Genomic DNA, 17,735 nt, shown 5'->3' on the forward strand with positions numbered 1-17,735 from the left:
TGAGGGTCATGAAGCTATTAATAACCGGGAATTATAGCTTGGGTGCAGTAATAACCGTTGGGATGATTTGGATATCAACGTTTTTAATGACTGCGAATACCGTGATGGCCGAGGACACACAGAACAGTATTCGAACAATTGATCTTTCAACTTTCCTGAATGGCGAAGTGATTGCAAAACTGACTCTGGATAGACCATTGCCGAGTCTTCCTGTCGGCGTCGTGCTCGATAATCCGCACCGGATTTATTTTGATTTTTATAGTGTTTCCAACAAACTTGGTAAAAATGTTCAAGAAGCTGCAGAAGGTGATCTGCGCAGCGCCAATATCATCCAAGTGGGTGACCGGACGCGTGTGGTATTAAACTTGGCGAGATTGATGCGCCATGACATACGCGCTGAAGATAATGTCGTATTTATCCGGCTATTGAGCGTGCCGGAGAATCCGGCAAGCAACAAAGTAGTCCGTTTTGCCGAAGAAACACCCAATAAGCGGATGAATAGTTTACAGGATATCGATTTCCGCAGAGGACCCAATGGTGAAGGGCGCATTGAAGTCGATATGACAAAAACAGGCGCGAGTGTCGATGTACAACAACAGGGCGAAGATATCATCGTCGAATTTTTTGATACATTACTGCCTGCCAGTTTGACCAGACGTTTTGATGTGATGGATTTTGCGACACCCATCCATACTATTGAAACGTTCAAAAAAGGCGATAACGTTCGGATGTTGGTTAAAGTCGGGGGGCGCTGGGAGCACTCTTCGCGGCAATCCGGAACACGGTTTGTGCTGGATGTGCGGGCATTATCCGAAGATGAAGAAGAGCAAGCCAAAAGGAAACGCGTTTACGGTGGATATACCGGTGAAAGGCTCTCGTTGAATTTCCAGGATGTGGAAGTGAGAGCAGTGCTGCAAGTAATCGCGGATTTTACCAATCTGAATATTATTGCCAGCGACTCGGTCGGAGGCAATTTGACATTGCGACTCAAAGATGTGCCGTGGGATCAGGCGCTGGATATTGTACTGCAAGCGCATGATCTGGATAAACGTAAGAATGGCAACGTTATTTTTGTGGCGCCCCGTAAAGAGATGGCGGACAGGGAACTGCTGGATCTTGAAGCTAAAATGCAAATAACCGAAATGGAGCCGCTGCGCTCGGAGATTTATCATTTGAATCACCGCCGGGTAAATTCAATGTCCTTTGAAGGGATGCTCAGTCAACGCGGCACCATCAATATCGATGAGATTAGTAATACCATAACCGTTACCGATATCCCAGTCCGCCTCGAAGAAGTCAGGAAACGCATTCAGCGATTGGATGTTTTTGAGAGACAGGTAATGATTGAAGCGCGTATTGTGGAAGCGATCGAAACGTTCAGCCGTAATCTAGGCGCTCGTTTTGGGATTCAGAATGCTACCGGCTTGGGCGATCAAAGGCTTGGTATTTCAGGCAGTGCGACCGGATCGAGCGCGCTTGCAGGAGGGGGCGCGGCGGGCGGCGCCAATAATCTCAATGTCAATTTGCCGGCAGCTGCTGCAACCGGATTGTTGGGGGGGCCAGCTGCGCTCGGGTTAAGTCTGATGAAGATCAACAATGGCCGCTTAATCAATCTTGAATTGTCAGCCTTGGAAACGGATAGAAAAGGCCGGGTGATTGCCAGCCCGCGCGTCGTGACTGCGCATGGGATCGAAGCGATCATTGAACAAGGTGACCGGGTTCCCTATCAACAAGCGACGAGTAGCGGTGCTACGAGCATCCGCTTCATGGACGCCACACTCCGGTTAAAAGTGAAACCCCTGATTACCCATAATGGGCAGATCGACATGGAATTGAACGTCAATCAGGACAAGATTGGTGTGCCGATCAATCAATTCCTGCCACCGCCGATCAATACCAAACAAGTGACTACCAAGGTACTGGTTGAAAATGGCGGGACCGTTGTGATCGGCGGTATTTTTGACCGAACCGAGAACGAAGTAGTCAATAAAGTACCGATGCTTGGAGATATTCCGGTATTAGGAAACGTTTTCAAGAATACTGCGAAACAGGATGACAAACGCGAATTGCTGATTTTTGTGACACCGCGAATTTTGAGTGATAGCTTGAATTTGCAATAATCCGCTTTAATTTCCTTCCGGAAATCCGAGCTGACGCCACGCTTCATAGGCAATGATTGCCACTGTATTGGATAAATTTAAGCTGCGGCTGGAAGCGACCATTGGTACACGGATGCGATGCGGTTCCGGAAAAGTTTCCATGATTGACGCGGGCAGTCCTCTGGTTTCCGAACCGAACACAAATACATCTCCTGCCTGGCAAGTGATTCTGTCATAACGTTGTGTTCCTTTCGTAGTGACCGCGAACATGCGATGATTCTGTAACGTCAAGTAACATTCTTCCCAGTTCTCGTGAACCTTGATGGATGCAAATTCATGGTAATCCAGTCCCGCGCGTAGTAATTGCTTGTCTTGAAGCGGAAAACCAAGCGGTTTGACCAGGTGCAATTGCATTCCGGTATTGGCGCACAGCCGAATGATATTGCCGGTATTTGGCGGGATCTCGGGTTGATGAAGTACAATGTTGAACATGCTTGTCTGGATCACAATGATTACACGGTATGGACTGTTGTTTGATGCAATTCCGGCAGGGTTCTGGCAATTACCCAGTTGCTGATTTCGGCGGCACCCTGCTGACGTAAAACGTTAGCCAGTTCGTTCAATGATGCGCCTGAGGTCATGACATCATCGACTACGGCGATATGTTTGCCCGATAAGTCAATTGTACAACCAAATGCTTTGCGGATATTTTTTTGCCGCGCTTTCCACGGTAATCCGGTTTGCGGCAGTGTATGCTTGGTACGGCTGCAGTAATCGGGTATTAGCGGAATCCCTAGTAGTTGCGAGAGATGCCGGCCGATTTCCATTGCCTGGTTAAATCCGCGCTCGCGCAAGCGGATCGGATGCAATGGCATCGGTACAATGATATCCGGTTTCTTAGGGATTTCTTGCAAGCGGTCGAACAGGAGTTTGGCAAGAATCGGTGCAATTGCCAGATTATTTTGATACTTTAATGAATGAATTAACGCATCGGCAGGAAATTCATAGTGCATAGCTGCGATTGTGCGCGTGAACGCCGGCGGGTTTTTTAAACAAGCGCCACAAACTTCTGACGTCGGCACCGGCCAAAGGCAAATTGGACAGTGATGTATCGGCAAACGTGGTAAATGATCATGACAAGGTTTGCATAAATCACCCGGTGTGAGTGTGCCGCAGAGGATACAGGGAGTTTGAGTTAGAAATCGCACAAAATATAATCAGCCGTTTAAAAAAGGGCGATGGTAAAATGGGCTGCCCGGTGTAGTTTATTCCATTAAGCTATCGGCAAATGTGGGGAATATTGCAGGACTCAATCAGCTCAATAGGTATACGGATATGAATTTGAATACATCGTCAAACTGCGAAACGAAAACTGAACAAAGCGGTGCGCCAGGCAATTCCGGGCGTATGCTGCGTTGGAACGTCGCGGAAATAATAGCGCTGCTCGATATGCCATTCAACGATCTGCTTTACCGGGCGCAAACGGTCCATCGGCAACATCACGACCCCAATGGTGTGCAGTTATCGACGCTGATTTCGGTCAAGACCGGAGGGTGTCCGGAGGATTGCGGTTACTGCCCGCAAGCGGCGCGTTACCATACCGGCGTTGAGAATCAGGCAATGTTGTCGATTGATGAAGTTATGACGGCGGCTTCTGCTGCCAAAGCTAAAGGGGCATCGCGGTTTTGCATGGGAGCCGCGTGGCGTGGCCCGAAACAACGCGACATCGCACAAATGACCGAAATGATCCGTGCCGTCAAATCACTCGGCATGGAAACCTGCGCCACCTTGGGTTTGCTGAAACCCGGTCAGGCGCAGCAGCTTGGCGAGGCCGGGCTGGATTACTACAATCACAATCTCGATACCGCGCCGGAATTTTATGAAGAAATCATTACCACGCGGCAGTATCAGGATCGACTCGATACTCTGCAAGAAGTGCGTGACGCAGGAATCAATGTGTGTTGCGGCGGTATTGTCGGCATGGGTGAAACGCGGGAATCGCGTGCTGGATTGATTGCACAACTGGCAAATCTGAATCCCTATCCGGAATCGGTGCCGATCAATCATCTGGTGCAGGTCAAGGGCACACCATTATATGGCACCGAAGCGCTCGATCCGCTTGAGTTCGTGCGCACGATAGCCGCCGCGCGGATTACCATGCCGAAAGCAATGGTGCGGCTTTCTGCGGGCCGCCAGGAAATGTCTGATGCAGTTCAGGCATTGTGCTTTCTGGCGGGCGCCAATTCGATTTTCTACGGCGATAAGTTACTGACGACATCGAACCCGGAAACCGACCGCGACCGGGCACTGTTGGATAAGCTGGGATTGCACGCACTGTCGTAAATGTTTCCCGATCTGGCCGAGCAACTGCGGATTTGCGAGCAGAGAGGCTTACGCCGCGTAAGACAGATCATCGATGGACCGCAGACAAGCCATGTCACCATCGATGGGCGGGATTATCTGGCATTCTGCAGCAACGACTATCTCGGGCTGGCGAATCATCCGAAACTGATTCAATCGGTATGCGAAGGCGCACAGCGCTACGGTGTTGGTGCCGGTGCGTCGCATTTAATCAATGGCCATTCGTCCGCGCATCATCGATTTGAAGCAGCAGCAGCGGCGTTTACCGGCTTTTCGCAGTCGTTGCTATTTTCTACCGGCTACATGGCGAATGCGGGTGTTGTCAATGCACTGGTTGGACGTGATGATGCTGTGTTTGCCGATAAACTCAATCATGCATCGCTGAACGATGCGGCATTGCTATCGAAAGCAAAATTTATCCGTTATCCGCACCTCAATCTGGTGATGCTTGAGAAACGCTTAGCAGCGAGTCAGGCTCGGCGTAAACTGATTATTTCCGATGCAGTGTTCAGCATGGACGGTGATATTGCGCCGATTCCGCAGTTGATTGCTTTGTGCGAGCGTTACGATGCCATGCTGTTGCTGGACGATGCACACGGTTTCGGTGTGCTCGGACGCCAGGGGCGCGGCTGCCTGCATTTGCCACCGGTGCCTGCCCATTCACCACGGGTGGTCTATATGGCCACGCTCGGTAAAGCAGCCGGTGTGTTCGGCGCATTCGTCGCGGCTGATCCCGAAGTGATCGAAACCTTGATCCAGTCCGCACGCAGTTATATTTATACCACTGCCACACCGCCGTTGTTGTCACACGCGTTGTTGGCGAGTTTGCAATTGATCGAACAAGATGAATGGCGGCGCGACTTATTGGCGCAACATATTGCGCAACTTAAGCAAGGCTTGCATGCATTGCCATGGAAACTATTGCCGTCCGACACACCGATTCAACCGCTGCTGATCGGCGATCACATGGATGCGGTGAGGATCAGCCAGGCATTGCGGGAGCGTGGCATTCTGGCGCCGGCGATCCGGCCGCCGACAGTGCCGCAGGGAACGGCGCGATTACGGATATCGCTGTCTGCTGCGCATCAGCCGCAGGACGTCGCGCGTCTGGTCGATGTCTTAAACGACTTGTCAGCTCAATCATGACTGCTTTGCATATCGAAACGTTCGGACAAGGACCGGATCTGGTACTGTTGCATGGCTGGGCGATGCACAGCGGCATCTGGGGCAGCGTGCGCGATTCGTTGGCGCAACATTTTCGTGTGCATTTGGTCGATCTGCCTGGGCATGGCTTGAGTCCGGCGTGCGAACCGGGAACGCTCGATCATCTGACCGAGATCGTCGCGGCTATCCTGCCGGAACGCTGTTTGCTCGGTGGCTGGTCGCTGGGTGGGCAAGTCGCGATGCAAATAGCGTTGCAACAGCCGGAGCGAATCGAGAAATTGGCACTGATTGCCACCACGCCTTGTTTTGCTTGGCAATCCGATTGGCCATTCGGCATGGACCGTAAATTGTTGCACTTATTTTTGGAAAACCTGAAATTGAATTATGCGACTACCATTAATCGTTTCCTGACATTGCAAATGAGTGGCGATCGCGATGCCAGCAAGATTCTGTCGCAATTGCGCAAAAGTTTTTTTCAACGCGCCGAACCGGATCCGGCAGCGCTGGAGAAAGGATTGAAGATATTGCAGCACAGCGACTTGCGCGACCGTATCGGTACTATCCGGCAGCCGGTTTTGATCATGCATGGTGACAATGACGTGATTACGCACCCGGCGGCAGCCGACTGGATGCATCAGCAATTGCCGCAGTCGCAGTATGTAAAATTTGAGCATTGCGGACATGCGCCGTTTTTATCGTACCCCGAACAATTTGTAACACATCTCAATGATTTCAGAGCAAATTCTTGACAAGAAACAGTTGCGCGCATCGTTTGAGCGCGCTGCCGGTAGTTACGACCAGGCAGCGGTATTGCAACGCGAAATCAGCCATCGCATGTTGGCAAGGCTGGAATATATCAAGTACCGGCCGGATGTGATTCTCGATGCCGGTAGCGGTACTGGATACGGTATGCAGCAATTGGCCAAGCGCTATCCGCAAAGTCGGTTAATCGCACTCGATATCGCCTGGTCGATGCTGTCGCACGCGCGACCGAATACTGCCTGGTGGCAACGTTTGTTGCCGTTGCAGCAACAGCGTAGCGACTATGTCTGCGGTGATATCGAGCAACTGCCGTTCAAAAACGAAAGTGTTGGAATGATCTGGTCGAATCTGGCGTTGCAATGGTGCAATAATCTGCAACACACTTTTGCCGAAATGCACCGCATTCTGCGTGCCGATGGCTTGTTGATGTTCAGCACTTTCGGTCCCGATACCTTGAAAGAATTACGCCAGTCGTTCGGACACATCGACGGCTACCAGCACGTCAACCGCTTTGCCGACATGCACGATATCGGCGATTTGCTGCTGAATAACCGCTTTTCCACGCCGGTGATGGATATGGAATACATTACCTTGACGTACGATGACGTCATCAGCGTGATGCGCGACCTCAAGGCGATCGGCGCGCATAATGTGATCCAGGGGCGGCGGCAAGGGTTGATGGGCAAGAACCAATGGCAGCAAGCGCTCGATGCCTACGAAACGCTGCGCCGCGACGGCAAGCTGCCGGCCACGTTTGAAGTGGTATACGGCCATGCCTGGAAGCCGTTCGACCCGCGCTCGATCCTGACGCCGGAAACGCGGCGGCAGTTGGGTTTACCGCCTTAATATGGGGCGAGGCTACTTTGTTACCGGCACCGATACCGGTGTTGGCAAAACCACCGTCAGTTGTGCATTGTTGCGGGCTTTTGCCGCGCAAGGCAAAAAAGCCGTGGGTATGAAACCAGTGGTAGCCGGCAGTGAAAATGGCCACTGGCACGATGTCGAGCAACTGATCGCCGCCAGCAACATCCGTACTGACCGCGAATACGTCAACTCTTACGCATTTCATCCTCCGATTTCACCGCACATCGCCGCGCAACAAGCCGGTATCGACATCGATATCGCCGTCATTGAACGCGCTTATCAAGCGCTCAGTAGTCAAGCGGACATCGTCATCGTCGAAGGCGCGGGCGGTTTCCTGGTGCCGCTCAATGCACAGCAAACCGGCGCGGACTTGGCGCGCGCGTTAAACCTTCCGGTAATCCTGGTAGTCGGCATGCGCCTTGGCTGTTTAAATCATGCCTTGCTGACCGCGCAAGCAATTCATGCGAGCGGCTTGCCGTTCGCCGGATGGATCGCGAATGGCATCGATCCGCAGATGCAGGTGCTGCGGGAAAATATTGCGGCGCTGAAACAGCGGCTGGAGAGTCCGTTGCTGGGGATCATCCCGCCTGGTTTTGAGACAAATAAAGAAGCTGAATCTAAAATTTTAAATATCCAATTAATTGGATATGAGAAGAACTATGAACGAGGATGAGAAAGTCGCCGAAGAATATCTGAAGAGACATCATGATAATGTGATTTTTGAACCTGACGGTAATATTCCACCTGATTTCTTGATAGAAAATTCCATTGGCGTGGAAGTAAGGAGATTGAATCAGCAATATTACACGCAGAATGGTAACGCAAGAGGTTTGAGTGAAACAGCAAGACCTTTTCGAGACAGAGTGGAAAAAGTGCTATTGAGCTATGTTGTAGAAGCTGATGGTGCTAGTTTCTGGGTAGGCTTACGTTACAAAAGAGTTAACGGAGAGCTTGATATTTCTGAAAGAATGATTAAAAAAGCAATTGATGCATTTCAGAAACGGAAAGAAATCCTTCCTTACGAATATCAAATCGGTGATAACGTACTACTAGAATTTATTGCAAGAGGATCTGAAAAAAACCATAAGTACGAGCTTGGGATTGAATCCGATCTGGATCGTGGTGGCTGGGTAATAGAGAAATGTTCAGATGCCATTAAACATTGTATCAAAGAAAAAGAATTGAAAATAAAGCCTTATTTCTCCAAATATGATTACTGGTGGCTGTTGCTAGTTGACCATATGTGCTTTATGAAAAGTGAAGATCGAGTTGACATTGTTAAAAATATTACTAAACCGTTATGCTTTGAACGAATCATAGTGATTAATTATGAAGGTTCTTCACAAGTTTTAGATTTAAAGTTTAGTTAGTGTTTTTTCTTAGAAAAATGATAAGCCGGCAAAAACCAATGCAGTGGTCCCAACACGTCACCGAAACCAGCAATGCCCTCGATCTCGAACCGGGTGTCTTTACCTGGAACGAGCCGCACAAAATCGCGTTGTCGTTGAAGCAATCCGCCGATAGCAGCGAGCGGCGCAAGGCGGAGCCGTTTGCGTCGGCGATGTCGATGCTTAATTTTTACATCAACCGGGCGGGGAGACATTTGCCCGCAGCGCAGCGGGAAATTTTAGAGAAAGCCAAGGACGAATTGCGCACACTCTATGGAAAATCGCACCACGACGGTTAGTCGATAGATTCATCCGGTATTAAGCGTTATTTGACAGCCGGTAAGCCTTCCAGTAGATTTCATGTGATAGTTTGTTTGTTGATAGATTGTTAGTATTTATGGGTTACCTTGAATTAACCGATTACCAATTCAGTCCCAAAAGTCATTGGGATCAGCCGCTGGAAACTTCAAGCATTCCGTTGGCGCGCGATCTGGCGCTGTTCGATCAGAACGGCTACGACTTAACCGATCTGGAACAACGGTTTGCCGTCGCCAATGGGACGCACGCCCATTCGCACCGGGAGCACCGGCACGCATTGAAAGCGCCGTGGTTCACGCAACCGGACCGGGTCGAAGGCGCGGTGCTGAATCACAGTTTGCTGTTCGAACGCAAAGGTTACGCCGGGGAAGCCTTGCAGCAACTGGAGCGCTGGGCCAAGATCAATCCGCTGATTTTTAAGATTATCCGTATCCGTCCAAAATGGGGACTCGATTTCAGTATCGATTACGCCGACCGCGACGGTAACGTATTCGAAGTGCTGCACTGGGAATACGACGGTTTCAATTATGCCGAAGTCGAATCACGCAAACAGGAACTGGAACCGCGATTCGCCGCCATCGACTGGGACGATGCCGCTGCCAGCATTCTGAAACAAAAAGACCAATGGCATCACCTGGATTTTTTTGCGCAGAGCGACTGGAAGTGCAATTACTTCGGCATTGTCAAAGAGCGCTTCAAGATGGTAATTTGGGAATAGCATCAGATCGAACCATGGATGTTCGTTTGCAACGACCATCTGTGGATCGTGATGTCTCTAAAAGTAGGACAAACCTCCTATAAAAGGAGGATCCTTCTCCTATGGTTCCAAAATATCCTTCAAAGTATTATTCGAATGCAGAAAAGTTTTACTGATTAATCAATTACATAATTATATTATTATTTAGGGGAATCTAATGAATAAAGAAATCAAATTGGCAAGTGTAGCCGCATGTATTTTAGGGCTTTCCGTTGTGTCTTCGTCTGCAAGCGCGGGACTCAGTGATCATAGTTTTGCCTGGACGCATAATATCGGCAGCGTGCAATTGGTGCTGAATGGTAGCACGGCGATGACGGCAACCAATCGCGGCTGGGTTGACGATGTGGGTACTAACAATTTCGGCGGCGCAACAGGAAATTATCTTGTCGGTACTTGCGGCTCATCCGATTCGTGCTTTGGAAACGATAGGTACACAAATAACTACTTTGCATTCGATATTGATGGTATTTCAGGCATTACCAGCGCGGTGTTGAATTTGTATCAACCAGCTGTCGGCGAAAATGGCGGAGCGGATGGAGGTTTCTTGAGTCAATCGTCTTCGTTGTTGTATACGCTGTTCGATGTGTCCGGTAACCCATTGACCGATTCCGGTCTTGGAATTTTCGGTGATCTGGCATCCGGTGTTTCTTACGGTTCGTTTGTAGTCGATTCATCCAGCAACGGCACTATCGTATCGATTGCATTGAATGCGGCGGCCGTTTCTGCAATTAATGGCGGCTCGGACACTTTCTTTATCGGCGGCACGATCAGTCCGGTACCTGAACCTGCTACTTATGGCATGTTGTTAGCGGGGCTGGGCATGTTGGGTTTCATGGTTCGCCGTAGAAATCAAGCGGTTTAATTGTCAAACGAATGCCGCCGGATTTCTCCGGTGGCATTTTCTATGTTTCACTCATCACGTTGTTTCTCATCGGAATAATTGATTAATCGCCCAGAAAGCAGCATGATCTCAAGTGGATGCTGTGCTGTATGACACCAATCCCAATCTATTTCTGACAATTTCCTGATTACGAGTGGTTGAAAGGCGATGCGATCATTGTGGATATTGGCGAATTAAAAAATTTTGTTGATTTGGTGCAGTCGATTGCGACGACGGGTGCCATTGTTGTCGGCGGCATTTGGACTTTTTTTTATTCATTAAGAACCGGCTCAATTATCCGCAAATAGAGCTGAAAATCGCCTGCGATCAATATGCGTTGGATCATGGCAAAAAGCTGATCCACACCACCGTCACGCTAAAAAATACCGGTAAAGTGATGTTGTACTCGCAGTTTGCGGAAATCCGCTTGCGTCAGGTATTGCCACTGCCGATCGAAGTAAATGAACGGATTTCCCGGAATTATGATCTGCTATTGCAGGATCAGACTCAGGTTGAATGGCCATTGATTGCAGCCCGGCAATGGCGTTGGGATTCCGGTGAATTTGAGATTGAACCGGGGGAATCCGATGCGGTGCATACCGAATTTGTTGTCGATGCATCCGTTACTTTGGTTCAATTTTATTTCTTCATCAAGAATGCGAAGAAACAGAACTTGGGATGGTCTCTCGCTAAGATGCACAAGCTTGAATCAAAAGAGGAAAAAGAACGTGTCGCACAAAAATGACCACCTGAGTTCGGATAAGATAGAAATTAGACGGCAAAAGCTGGAGCCATCGCAGCAACAAAAACCTACTCGCTGAACATCTCAGTGCAGTTTTTCCTTTCATTATCTTCGAAGCCTATTTTTTAAACTGAACCAATTGGAAGCAACGCACTCATACACCGCTTTCAATAATTTCAGTACGTCAGAAAAACATGTTCTACAAAGAAACTTTCAGCCTCATCGCAATCGTGATTACCTTGGCTGCGTTCATCCCTTACATCCGGGAAATCTTCCGGGGTACGATCAGACCGCATATTTTCTCCTGGGTAATCTGGGGTGTGACGACATTGCTGATCTTCCTTGCACAACTCGAGGATAACGGTGGAGCGGGTACGTGGCCGATCGGGGTTTCGGCGAGTATTACAATCTTTATCGCTTATCTGGCGTATCTTAAACGTGCGGATGTCACTATTACACGCGCCGATTGGTTGTTTTTTATCGCGGCGCTGCTGTCGTTGCCGTTGTGGTATTGGACATCCGATCCGTTGTGGGCGGTAATTTTGCTGACAGCTATTGATGTCGCCGGGTTCGGACCAACAGCTAGAAAAGCCTACCAATTCCCTTATTCGGAATCGTTGTTGTTTTTTGCATTGTTTACGCTGCGGAATGCATTGGTCATGTTGGCATTGGAGAATCTGACATTAACGACATTGATATTTCCTGCAGTCATGCTGATACTCTGTGTGTTGATGATGGCGATGATTGCATACCGCAGGCGGGTACTATTGATTTAATCCGACAGGCCGTGATTGCTCGAAGGGCTTTCACGGCTGTTGTGCTATACAGCAGATTCGCTGCTACCATTGTTCATATCAGTTGGTTGTTAAAGGTAAACTTTTCTCGAATAAATAAGATGAGTAAGGAGATGTGCAATGGCGTATAAAGAATACAAAGTGTTATACGTGACGGAAGGCGGGCTGGGAACGCTTTTTCTGGGAGCATCGGGTATACCGATCAAGCGGCTGGAAGCGACGCTCAACAAGGAAGCAGCCGAGGGCTGGACGCTGGTGTTTCAGTTTGTCGAACAGAAACGGTTCTTATTGTTCTGGAAGCGGGAAGCCGTCATTATCACGCTGGCACGTTGACAATCTCAAGTACTATACGGATGAAAAACAAACAAGCCATCGAACAAGATGAAGAACGCATTCGCAAAATGGTGCGTGAACTGCCGGATGACAAACGGTTATGGTTCTTCCGGGAGGCGGAGAAACGGCTGAAAGATCCTGATACTTATGCAACGCTGAACTTTCTTTTTATCGCCGGTTTGCACCATTTTTATTTGGGAAGATGGGTGCACGGATTTATCAATCTTGGGGTTTTTCTGGCTGGTGCCGTGATGTTGTTTACATCGCTTTTCGGATTGGGTTTATTGCTGCTAATTGCTGTTACGGTGATCGAACTGAAAGCGCTGTTTCAGTCGCAAACCGTGGTTCAGGATTACAACAATGGCGTGATGGAGCGTATTTATCGGGAAACTACCGCGCGAAAGGAAGCATTGCCGGGGAGCTAGTACATTTGTCCTGGAAATAAAGGATTCATGTTCTATTCCCGGCTGAAAAGAATCGTTAGATCATGTACTTTGGAGGTTGATAGGTTGCCGCTTGATTGAAGGATTGATTAACTCTGAAAAAAGGAAAAATGATGAAAACGAAAAGCATTTTAAAAACAATAGGTTTATGTTTGTTGGCAGCTCCCGTTGTTGCGCAAGCGTCGTTGTTGACCATTGCACCGGGTGGCACGACAACCGTGCTGAGCACCGTTTCCGGAACTTGGGCTTCGGCGCCATCGGTGGTGGCCGGTGGGTATAACGTATTCGCGCCGCCGGGAGAAGAAGTTTGGTACGGTGATAGCAGATATAGTTTATTCGGTAACGGAAACTGGGATGATTTTGCATGGGTAGGCGGTTACTGCTTTTCGGGTTCTTGCACCGCGACATTTGATTTGGGTGGCTTAGCCTCGGCGGTGGGCGGTTTTATGAATTATGCGCCGGGTAGTGGCGGAACACCAATGATCAGCGCGCTCGCGGCGGATGGCGTGACCATTTTGGAATCGTATGATTTAGCGGCTGTGGCGCCGATTGTGACACCGGGTGGATTAAACGCCGGTGAATTCCGCGGCATTTTTCGCAGCGAAGGAGATATTGCTTACTTGCAGATTTCCGGATCGTATTTGATTATGCATGATCTGACAGTGTCTGCGGTGCCAGAACCGGAAACCTATGCCATGTTATTGGCGGGTCTTGGAATTCTAGGGTTTGCAGTTCGCCGCAGAAGACAAGTTTCGTAACCGGAAAGTTTTTGGATTGATGGATTATCTCCATGAATCCGAGGCTTTAAAATTTTCTCCAGAAAAAACAAACCCCGTCTCGTAGACGGGGTTTGTTTTCTTAAACTCAACTATTTCTGAGAACAAAATTTTACTGGGTCTCAGGCGTGCGTTTTAGTTAAAACATTCCGGATTGCCGAAGCCATTTCGTCCGCGGCAAACTTGGCGACGTACGCATCCGCGCCGACGGATTTAACATGGTTCTCATTGGCTTCACCAGTGAGAGACGAATGGATGACTACTGGAATCGATTTGAACCGCTGATCATTTTTGATATTGCGAGTCAGTGTAAATCCGTCCATTTCAGGCATTTCCAGATCCGTCAACACCATAGCAACTTTGTCTTGAATAGTTTTACCCTCGGCTTCCGCCGCATCAGCCATTGATTGAATCTTGGTCCAAGCTTCTTGCCCGGTTTTGGTCATTACAAAAGGCGCATTCATTGCTTTGAGGCCGTTCTCAATCATGCTGCGGGCGAGCGGTGAATCATCGGCTGCCAGTATCACTTTCCCTGGTGGAATCGTCAATTGGACCTCGGTACTTTCCATTTCCATTTTTCCGGAAGAATCTGGCAATACATCACGCAAAATTTGTTCAACATCGAGCACTTGCGCCAAACGGGAATCTTCCCGGTCGCCGTCGAGCCGGGCGATGCTGGTGATTAGATTGCCGCCCTTTCCATCCGCAGCGATGACTTGATTCCAATCCAGGCGGGCTATCTCGTTGACTTCCTCAACGGCAAAGGCTTGCGTCGAGCGGGCATACTCGGTTACCAGCAGAATTGAGGTTCCTTTTTTGGGTGTGCAACCGACCACTTTAGGTAAGTCAATGACGGTAATGATCTGACCACGAATGTTGGCAACGCCCATTACGTGTTCTGGAGAATTGGCAACTGCCGTGATGGTCGGCATAACCAGGATTTCCCGAATTTTGAAGACATTAATGCCAAATAATTCGCGGTGATCGGTACCCGGGGCTTCTCCTAATCTAAACAGCAGTAATTCGAATTTATTGTGCGCTGTCAGGTTCGTGCGTTCGTCAATTTCGTGTAAAGCTGTGCTCATGGCAAGTTCTCCGCAATCGTTGAGTAGGTTAGAATGTGAAGTGTATCTTACGGCTGTTGCTGGAAAAGCTTGAAAAACGAGAAAAAAGCTGGTCATTTCACTCTTCAATAAAGTATTACTACATTGTTTCTTTTGATTATTACGAACAAATTGTCCAGCTGATGCCATGTTCTATTCGATTTGTTGCTACCCATGACCGTCCTTCTCCATTATTTGCGGGATTATGTTCTAGCGGTTGATAAATGGTTATTGCTGATATGTAGCATTTGGATCGGAATTCTGGTTACAGTGAACTATCAGCTGGGTATTGAACGCGAAATAATTGCAAGTTTGGGTACGCGTTATTATCAATTTGCAGCATTGGCAGGGCTGTATGCTTGTGCTTTTGTGATTCCTTATGGATTTGTGATCTCACGGAGAAAATATCGAAATAGTTTAACGCCTGTATTCTGTTGTTTGCTGATGCTTGCACCGCTGCTATTTGCGCTTAAAGTCAGTATTGCCAATCCGCTTGAAAATTTTATCGTGGGGATTTGGGGCGATTATTTGACGGCGGTGACGACACTGCCGTTTAAGTTACTGGTGGTGTTGATTCCGTTGTGGGTTCTAGCCAGGCTCTTACTGCGGAAGCAAGGGTTCTGGGGCATGGCATGGAGGGATGTGCAATGGCGGCCTTATCTGCTGATGATGGGATTCATGCTGCCATTGATTGTTTTTGCCAGCACGCAACCGGATTTTCTAAGCGCTTATCCTCGTTTGAAGCAAATTGATTTCATTTTGCCGCATACGGATCATCCCATCATTTTTCAGTTATTGTATGAAATCAGTTATGGTTTGGATTTTGTAACGATTGAGCTTTTTTTTCGCGGGTTTCTGATTTTTGCTTTTGTCCGCTATGTTGGAGCAGCTGCGATTTTGCCGATGGCGACTTTTTATTGTAGTATTCATTTCGGTAAGCCACTGTTTGAATGTATTTCTTCCTACTTCGGCGGATTGATATTGGGTGTTATCGCTTACCGGACACATTCGATCGCCGGCGGTCTTGCCGTGCATTTAGGCGTTGCCTGGATGATGGAAATCGGCGGTTATTTTGGGAATCTTGCGCTGAAATGAAAAAAATAGTTTGGTTAATATTGACTTTTACCATTGTGGCTTGCGCTACGCCAGGGCAAAGTAATTTCGATCATCAGCAACGCAAATGGCAGGAAGCGAAAATTCCTCATTACCGGTTTGATTTGCGGATTGTTTGTTACTGTCCATTTAGAGGGCGCATGCCGTTGCACGTTGAAGTTCTGGATGGACAGATTGTATCGATGCAAGATGTCCGTGGCAGCGTTATTACACAGTCGGATATTCATTTTGAGTACTTTGAGCGTCATGCAACCATTGACCGCTTATTCTCTCTATTGCAAACCTACCAAAGCGGGAAATCTGATCGGGTTATAGTCAAATTCCATCCGGTGCATGGTTTCCCGGAGCGGATTACGGTCGATCGCATTAAAGGCGCTGCGGATGATGAAATCGGATTCGTGGTTTCTAAGTTCGAACAATTGCCTTAAGCGGTTTCGCTGATCGATTTGCAGTTTACGGTTAATTGGCAACTGGTCCGGTTTGGCTGGTCCAATCGGAGGCATGTAATTTGATGCCGTTAAATTCGTGCAAGCTTAAGAATCCCAATTCGGTCAGCGCCGCTTCAACGGCGGCATTATCGCCATTTTCGTCACTTTCGATTAATTGGAGTGCTTGGCCCAGACGGCCTTCCCGCGTTATCAATGCTTGATGCATGTCGTCCGAAATACCCAATTTGTTGACTATCTGGTGCATTTCGATGCCTAGCAACTCGTCCAGTAACGATAAAATACCGACGATAAAGGCGCGTTCCTGGTGATTTTTATCGTGCGGGCGTTCGGCAGCAGCGATCAATTCCATTAACTTGCCGCGTTCAACTGCGGTTTGCATGCGTCTGTCAGGCAGTCCGTCTTCAGTTTGAGTCGAGGTATAGAGCAGCAATTGAATCCATTTTAATAATTGCTCACGCCCCATCAGCGTAATGGCGTGTTTAATCGAATTGATTTTTCGCGGCAGATCTCCGGCTACGGAATTAACCATGCGCATAAGGTGATAACTTAAACCGGGCTGGCGTTTGAATTCTTTCTCAATCTCATCGTGATCGCGATTATCCGTAACCAGTGTCAGCAACTTCATCAGCGATAATTTTCCAGGGTCTGCGCGCTTAACCGACATCACCTCCGGCTTGGCGAAATAGTACCCCTGAAACATTTGAAATCCCAGTTGCTTGCAGCGCATTTCCTGTTCGCGGCTTTCGACTTTTAATGCTAACAGCAGGACAGGCCAGCGTTTCAGATCGTTAACCAATTTTTCCAGCGCATCGATTTCAAGTGCTAGCACATCGACTTTGACGATGCTGACAATTGGCAATAGCTGTTCAATCCGGCTATCAATCGCAACAATATTATCCAATGCGAATTGATAGCCTTTTTGCTTTAATTCTTGGCAGTGCTGCAAAAAATCGCCGGTAATGAGATCGGGTACTCTGACTTCCAGAACTACATGCTTGCATGGCAGCAAACTGATGATATCGCTCATGATCAAACCGGGATCCGCGTTGATGAATCCTCGCTGCTGCCCCAATACATTCTGGATGCCAAAGCGGCCGTAGGCGTTCACAATGACATTGGCTGATGCCGATAAATCGTCGGTAATGGCTGCTGTCTCCTGCGTTTGCTCTTGACGGAACAGCAGCTCATACGCGACCAGGTTTTGATTGCGGTCAAGAATCGGTTGCCGCCCGAGAAAATAATTGTCCATTGCAATCTCTCCGCATTCATTCGTATCTTAGTGATTTAAATTAAATCAAGTACATATTGCCAAGGCTGGGAAGTATACGGTACGGAGCGTGAAAGCCTAAAGCGGGAATAAAAGGGCTTTTCTGGATCAATGGCAAGTTT

Annotated in this window: 21 protein-coding genes; 17 read left to right on the plus strand and 4 right to left on the minus strand. The window is 48.5% G+C overall.

Going from position 1 to position 17,735, the window contains the following annotated elements; all coding sequences use genetic code 11:
- Nucleotides 1-8 precede the first annotated feature (8 nt).
- Nucleotides 9-2,120 (plus strand): type IV pilus secretin PilQ, encoded by a 2,112-nt coding sequence (locus tag ACV7NC_RS13095; protein WP_458153028.1) that lies wholly within the window; start codon nt 9-11, stop codon nt 2,118-2,120.
- 6 nt (nt 2,121-2,126) lie between these two features.
- Here ACV7NC_RS13095 and trmL read toward each other — a convergent pair whose 3' ends face one another.
- Nucleotides 2,127-2,591: a tRNA (uridine(34)/cytosine(34)/5-carboxymethylaminomethyluridine(34)-2'-O)-methyltransferase TrmL gene (trmL, locus tag ACV7NC_RS13100; protein ID WP_458153029.1), complete on the minus strand. Its 465-nt coding sequence runs from the start codon at nt 2,589-2,591 to the stop codon at nt 2,127-2,129.
- A 20-nt stretch (nt 2,592-2,611) separates the two neighbouring features.
- The gene (locus ACV7NC_RS13105) at nt 2,612-3,112 is read right to left on the minus strand and encodes a ComF family protein (RefSeq protein ID WP_458153030.1); all 501 of its coding nucleotides are present in this window, start codon (nt 3,110-3,112) and stop codon (nt 2,612-2,614) included.
- Nucleotides 3,113-3,506: 394 nt separating this feature from the next.
- Here ACV7NC_RS13105 and bioB point away from each other — a divergent pair, with 394 nt between their 5' ends.
- The 14 genes from bioB (at nt 3,507) to ACV7NC_RS13175 (ending at nt 13,663) form a co-directional block, all read left to right on the plus strand.
- Nucleotides 3,507-4,442 (plus strand): biotin synthase BioB, encoded by a 936-nt coding sequence (bioB, locus tag ACV7NC_RS13110; RefSeq protein ID WP_458154945.1) that lies wholly within the window; start codon nt 3,507-3,509, stop codon nt 4,440-4,442.
- Nucleotides 4,443-5,606: an 8-amino-7-oxononanoate synthase gene (gene bioF, locus ACV7NC_RS13115; RefSeq protein ID WP_458153031.1), complete on the plus strand. Its 1,164-nt coding sequence runs from the start codon at nt 4,443-4,445 to the stop codon at nt 5,604-5,606. It begins immediately after the preceding gene.
- Entirely contained in the window at nt 5,603-6,373 is a 771-nt protein-coding gene (gene bioH, locus ACV7NC_RS13120; protein WP_458153032.1) for a pimeloyl-ACP methyl ester esterase BioH, read from the plus strand. The genes bioF and bioH overlap by 4 nt, the downstream gene beginning before the upstream one ends.
- The gene (gene bioC, locus ACV7NC_RS13125; RefSeq protein WP_458153033.1) at nt 6,351-7,232 is read left to right on the plus strand and encodes a malonyl-ACP O-methyltransferase BioC; all 882 of its coding nucleotides are present in this window, start codon (nt 6,351-6,353) and stop codon (nt 7,230-7,232) included. Before bioH ends, bioC begins: the two co-directional genes overlap by 23 nt.
- A gap of 1 nt (nt 7,233) precedes the next feature.
- The gene (bioD, locus tag ACV7NC_RS13130; RefSeq protein ID WP_458153034.1) at nt 7,234-7,923 is read left to right on the plus strand and encodes a dethiobiotin synthase; all 690 of its coding nucleotides are present in this window, start codon (nt 7,234-7,236) and stop codon (nt 7,921-7,923) included.
- On the plus strand, nt 7,910-8,620 hold the full coding sequence (locus ACV7NC_RS13135) for a hypothetical protein (RefSeq protein WP_458153035.1): 711 nt from the start codon (nt 7,910-7,912) through the stop codon (nt 8,618-8,620). The genes bioD and ACV7NC_RS13135 overlap by 14 nt, the downstream gene beginning before the upstream one ends.
- Before the next feature lie 38 nt (nt 8,621-8,658).
- Nucleotides 8,659-8,937, plus strand: a complete 279-nt coding sequence (locus tag ACV7NC_RS13140; protein WP_458153036.1) for a DUF3175 domain-containing protein — start codon at nt 8,659-8,661, stop codon at nt 8,935-8,937.
- 98 nt (nt 8,938-9,035) lie between these two features.
- Nucleotides 9,036-9,674 (plus strand): hypothetical protein, encoded by a 639-nt coding sequence (locus ACV7NC_RS13145; RefSeq protein ID WP_458153037.1) that lies wholly within the window; start codon nt 9,036-9,038, stop codon nt 9,672-9,674.
- A gap of 196 nt (nt 9,675-9,870) precedes the next feature.
- Nucleotides 9,871-10,575, plus strand: a complete 705-nt coding sequence (locus tag ACV7NC_RS13150) for a PEP-CTERM sorting domain-containing protein (protein ID WP_458153038.1) — start codon at nt 9,871-9,873, stop codon at nt 10,573-10,575.
- Between the two features lie 277 nt (nt 10,576-10,852).
- Nucleotides 10,853-11,338 (plus strand): hypothetical protein, encoded by a 486-nt coding sequence (locus ACV7NC_RS13155; RefSeq protein ID WP_458153039.1) that lies wholly within the window; start codon nt 10,853-10,855, stop codon nt 11,336-11,338.
- A gap of 191 nt (nt 11,339-11,529) precedes the next feature.
- A complete protein-coding gene (locus ACV7NC_RS13160) occupies nt 11,530-12,111 on the plus strand; it encodes a hypothetical protein (protein WP_458153040.1) in 582 nt (193 codons plus the stop codon).
- Nucleotides 12,112-12,249: 138 nt separating this feature from the next.
- Entirely contained in the window at nt 12,250-12,462 is a 213-nt protein-coding gene (locus tag ACV7NC_RS13165; protein ID WP_307932161.1) for a DUF4177 domain-containing protein, read from the plus strand.
- A gap of 20 nt (nt 12,463-12,482) precedes the next feature.
- Nucleotides 12,483-12,887, plus strand: coding sequence for a TM2 domain-containing protein (locus ACV7NC_RS13170; RefSeq protein ID WP_458153041.1), 405 nt, complete (start codon nt 12,483-12,485; stop codon nt 12,885-12,887).
- Between the two features lie 173 nt (nt 12,888-13,060).
- Nucleotides 13,061-13,663, plus strand: a complete 603-nt coding sequence (locus ACV7NC_RS13175; protein WP_458153042.1) for an FxDxF family PEP-CTERM protein — start codon at nt 13,061-13,063, stop codon at nt 13,661-13,663.
- 140 nt (nt 13,664-13,803) lie between these two features.
- Here the strand turns inward: ACV7NC_RS13175 and ACV7NC_RS13180 are convergent, their stop codons facing one another.
- On the minus strand, nt 13,804-14,766 hold the full coding sequence (locus ACV7NC_RS13180) for a chemotaxis protein (RefSeq protein ID WP_458153043.1): 963 nt from the start codon (nt 14,764-14,766) through the stop codon (nt 13,804-13,806).
- 192 nt (nt 14,767-14,958) lie between these two features.
- Between ACV7NC_RS13180 and ACV7NC_RS13185 the strand changes: the two genes are divergently transcribed.
- Together ACV7NC_RS13185 and ACV7NC_RS13190 are read left to right on the plus strand one after the other, a co-directional pair.
- Nucleotides 14,959-15,879 carry a CPBP family intramembrane glutamic endopeptidase gene (locus tag ACV7NC_RS13185; RefSeq protein WP_458153044.1) on the plus strand — a complete coding sequence of 307 codons (921 nt, stop codon included), beginning with the start codon at nt 14,959-14,961 and terminating at the stop codon, nt 15,877-15,879.
- Nucleotides 15,876-16,325, plus strand: coding sequence for a DUF6174 domain-containing protein (locus tag ACV7NC_RS13190; RefSeq protein ID WP_458153045.1), 450 nt, complete (start codon nt 15,876-15,878; stop codon nt 16,323-16,325). The genes ACV7NC_RS13185 and ACV7NC_RS13190 overlap by 4 nt, the downstream gene beginning before the upstream one ends.
- A gap of 31 nt (nt 16,326-16,356) precedes the next feature.
- On the opposite strand, the gene ACV7NC_RS13195 is transcribed toward ACV7NC_RS13190, so the two are convergent.
- Nucleotides 16,357-17,595 carry an EAL and HDOD domain-containing protein gene (locus tag ACV7NC_RS13195; RefSeq protein ID WP_458153046.1) on the minus strand — a complete coding sequence of 413 codons (1,239 nt, stop codon included), beginning with the start codon at nt 17,593-17,595 and terminating at the stop codon, nt 16,357-16,359.
- Nucleotides 17,596-17,735: the final 140 nt, after the last annotated feature.

The organism is Nitrosomonas limosa (assembly GCF_054188085.1).

What these genes read in the sequence shown, in the direction of transcription:
- bioF (WP_458153031.1), top strand. Translation starts at nt 4,443, where the DNA reads ATGTTTCCCGATCTGGCCGAGCAACTGCGGATTTGCGAGCAGAGAGGC.
- ACV7NC_RS13180 (WP_458153043.1), bottom strand. Translation starts at nt 14,766, where the DNA reads ATGAGCACAGCTTTACACGAAATTGACGAACGCACGAACCTGACAGCG.
- ACV7NC_RS13185 (WP_458153044.1), top strand. Translation starts at nt 14,959, where the DNA reads ATGACCGTCCTTCTCCATTATTTGCGGGATTATGTTCTAGCGGTTGAT.
- ACV7NC_RS13195 (WP_458153046.1), bottom strand. Translation starts at nt 17,595, where the DNA reads ATGGACAATTATTTTCTCGGGCGGCAACCGATTCTTGACCGCAATCAA.
- bioB (WP_458154945.1), top strand. Translation starts at nt 3,507, where the DNA reads ATGCTGCGTTGGAACGTCGCGGAAATAATAGCGCTGCTCGATATGCCA.
- trmL (WP_458153029.1), bottom strand. Translation starts at nt 2,591, where the DNA reads ATGTTCAACATTGTACTTCATCAACCCGAGATCCCGCCAAATACCGGC.
- ACV7NC_RS13150 (WP_458153038.1), top strand. Translation starts at nt 9,871, where the DNA reads ATGAATAAAGAAATCAAATTGGCAAGTGTAGCCGCATGTATTTTAGGG.
- bioD (WP_458153034.1), top strand. Translation starts at nt 7,234, where the DNA reads ATGGGGCGAGGCTACTTTGTTACCGGCACCGATACCGGTGTTGGCAAA.
- ACV7NC_RS13135 (WP_458153035.1), top strand. Translation starts at nt 7,910, where the DNA reads ATGAACGAGGATGAGAAAGTCGCCGAAGAATATCTGAAGAGACATCAT.
- bioC (WP_458153033.1), top strand. Translation starts at nt 6,351, where the DNA reads ATGATTTCAGAGCAAATTCTTGACAAGAAACAGTTGCGCGCATCGTTT.
- ACV7NC_RS13095 (WP_458153028.1), top strand. Translation starts at nt 9, where the DNA reads ATGAAGCTATTAATAACCGGGAATTATAGCTTGGGTGCAGTAATAACC.
- ACV7NC_RS13165 (WP_307932161.1), top strand. Translation starts at nt 12,250, where the DNA reads ATGGCGTATAAAGAATACAAAGTGTTATACGTGACGGAAGGCGGGCTG.
- ACV7NC_RS13105 (WP_458153030.1), bottom strand. Translation starts at nt 3,112, where the DNA reads ATGCACTATGAATTTCCTGCCGATGCGTTAATTCATTCATTAAAGTAT.
- ACV7NC_RS13170 (WP_458153041.1), top strand. Translation starts at nt 12,483, where the DNA reads ATGAAAAACAAACAAGCCATCGAACAAGATGAAGAACGCATTCGCAAA.
- ACV7NC_RS13160 (WP_458153040.1), top strand. Translation starts at nt 11,530, where the DNA reads ATGTTCTACAAAGAAACTTTCAGCCTCATCGCAATCGTGATTACCTTG.
- bioH (WP_458153032.1), top strand. Translation starts at nt 5,603, where the DNA reads ATGACTGCTTTGCATATCGAAACGTTCGGACAAGGACCGGATCTGGTA.
- ACV7NC_RS13190 (WP_458153045.1), top strand. Translation starts at nt 15,876, where the DNA reads ATGAAAAAAATAGTTTGGTTAATATTGACTTTTACCATTGTGGCTTGC.
- ACV7NC_RS13145 (WP_458153037.1), top strand. Translation starts at nt 9,036, where the DNA reads ATGGGTTACCTTGAATTAACCGATTACCAATTCAGTCCCAAAAGTCAT.
- ACV7NC_RS13140 (WP_458153036.1), top strand. Translation starts at nt 8,659, where the DNA reads ATGCAGTGGTCCCAACACGTCACCGAAACCAGCAATGCCCTCGATCTC.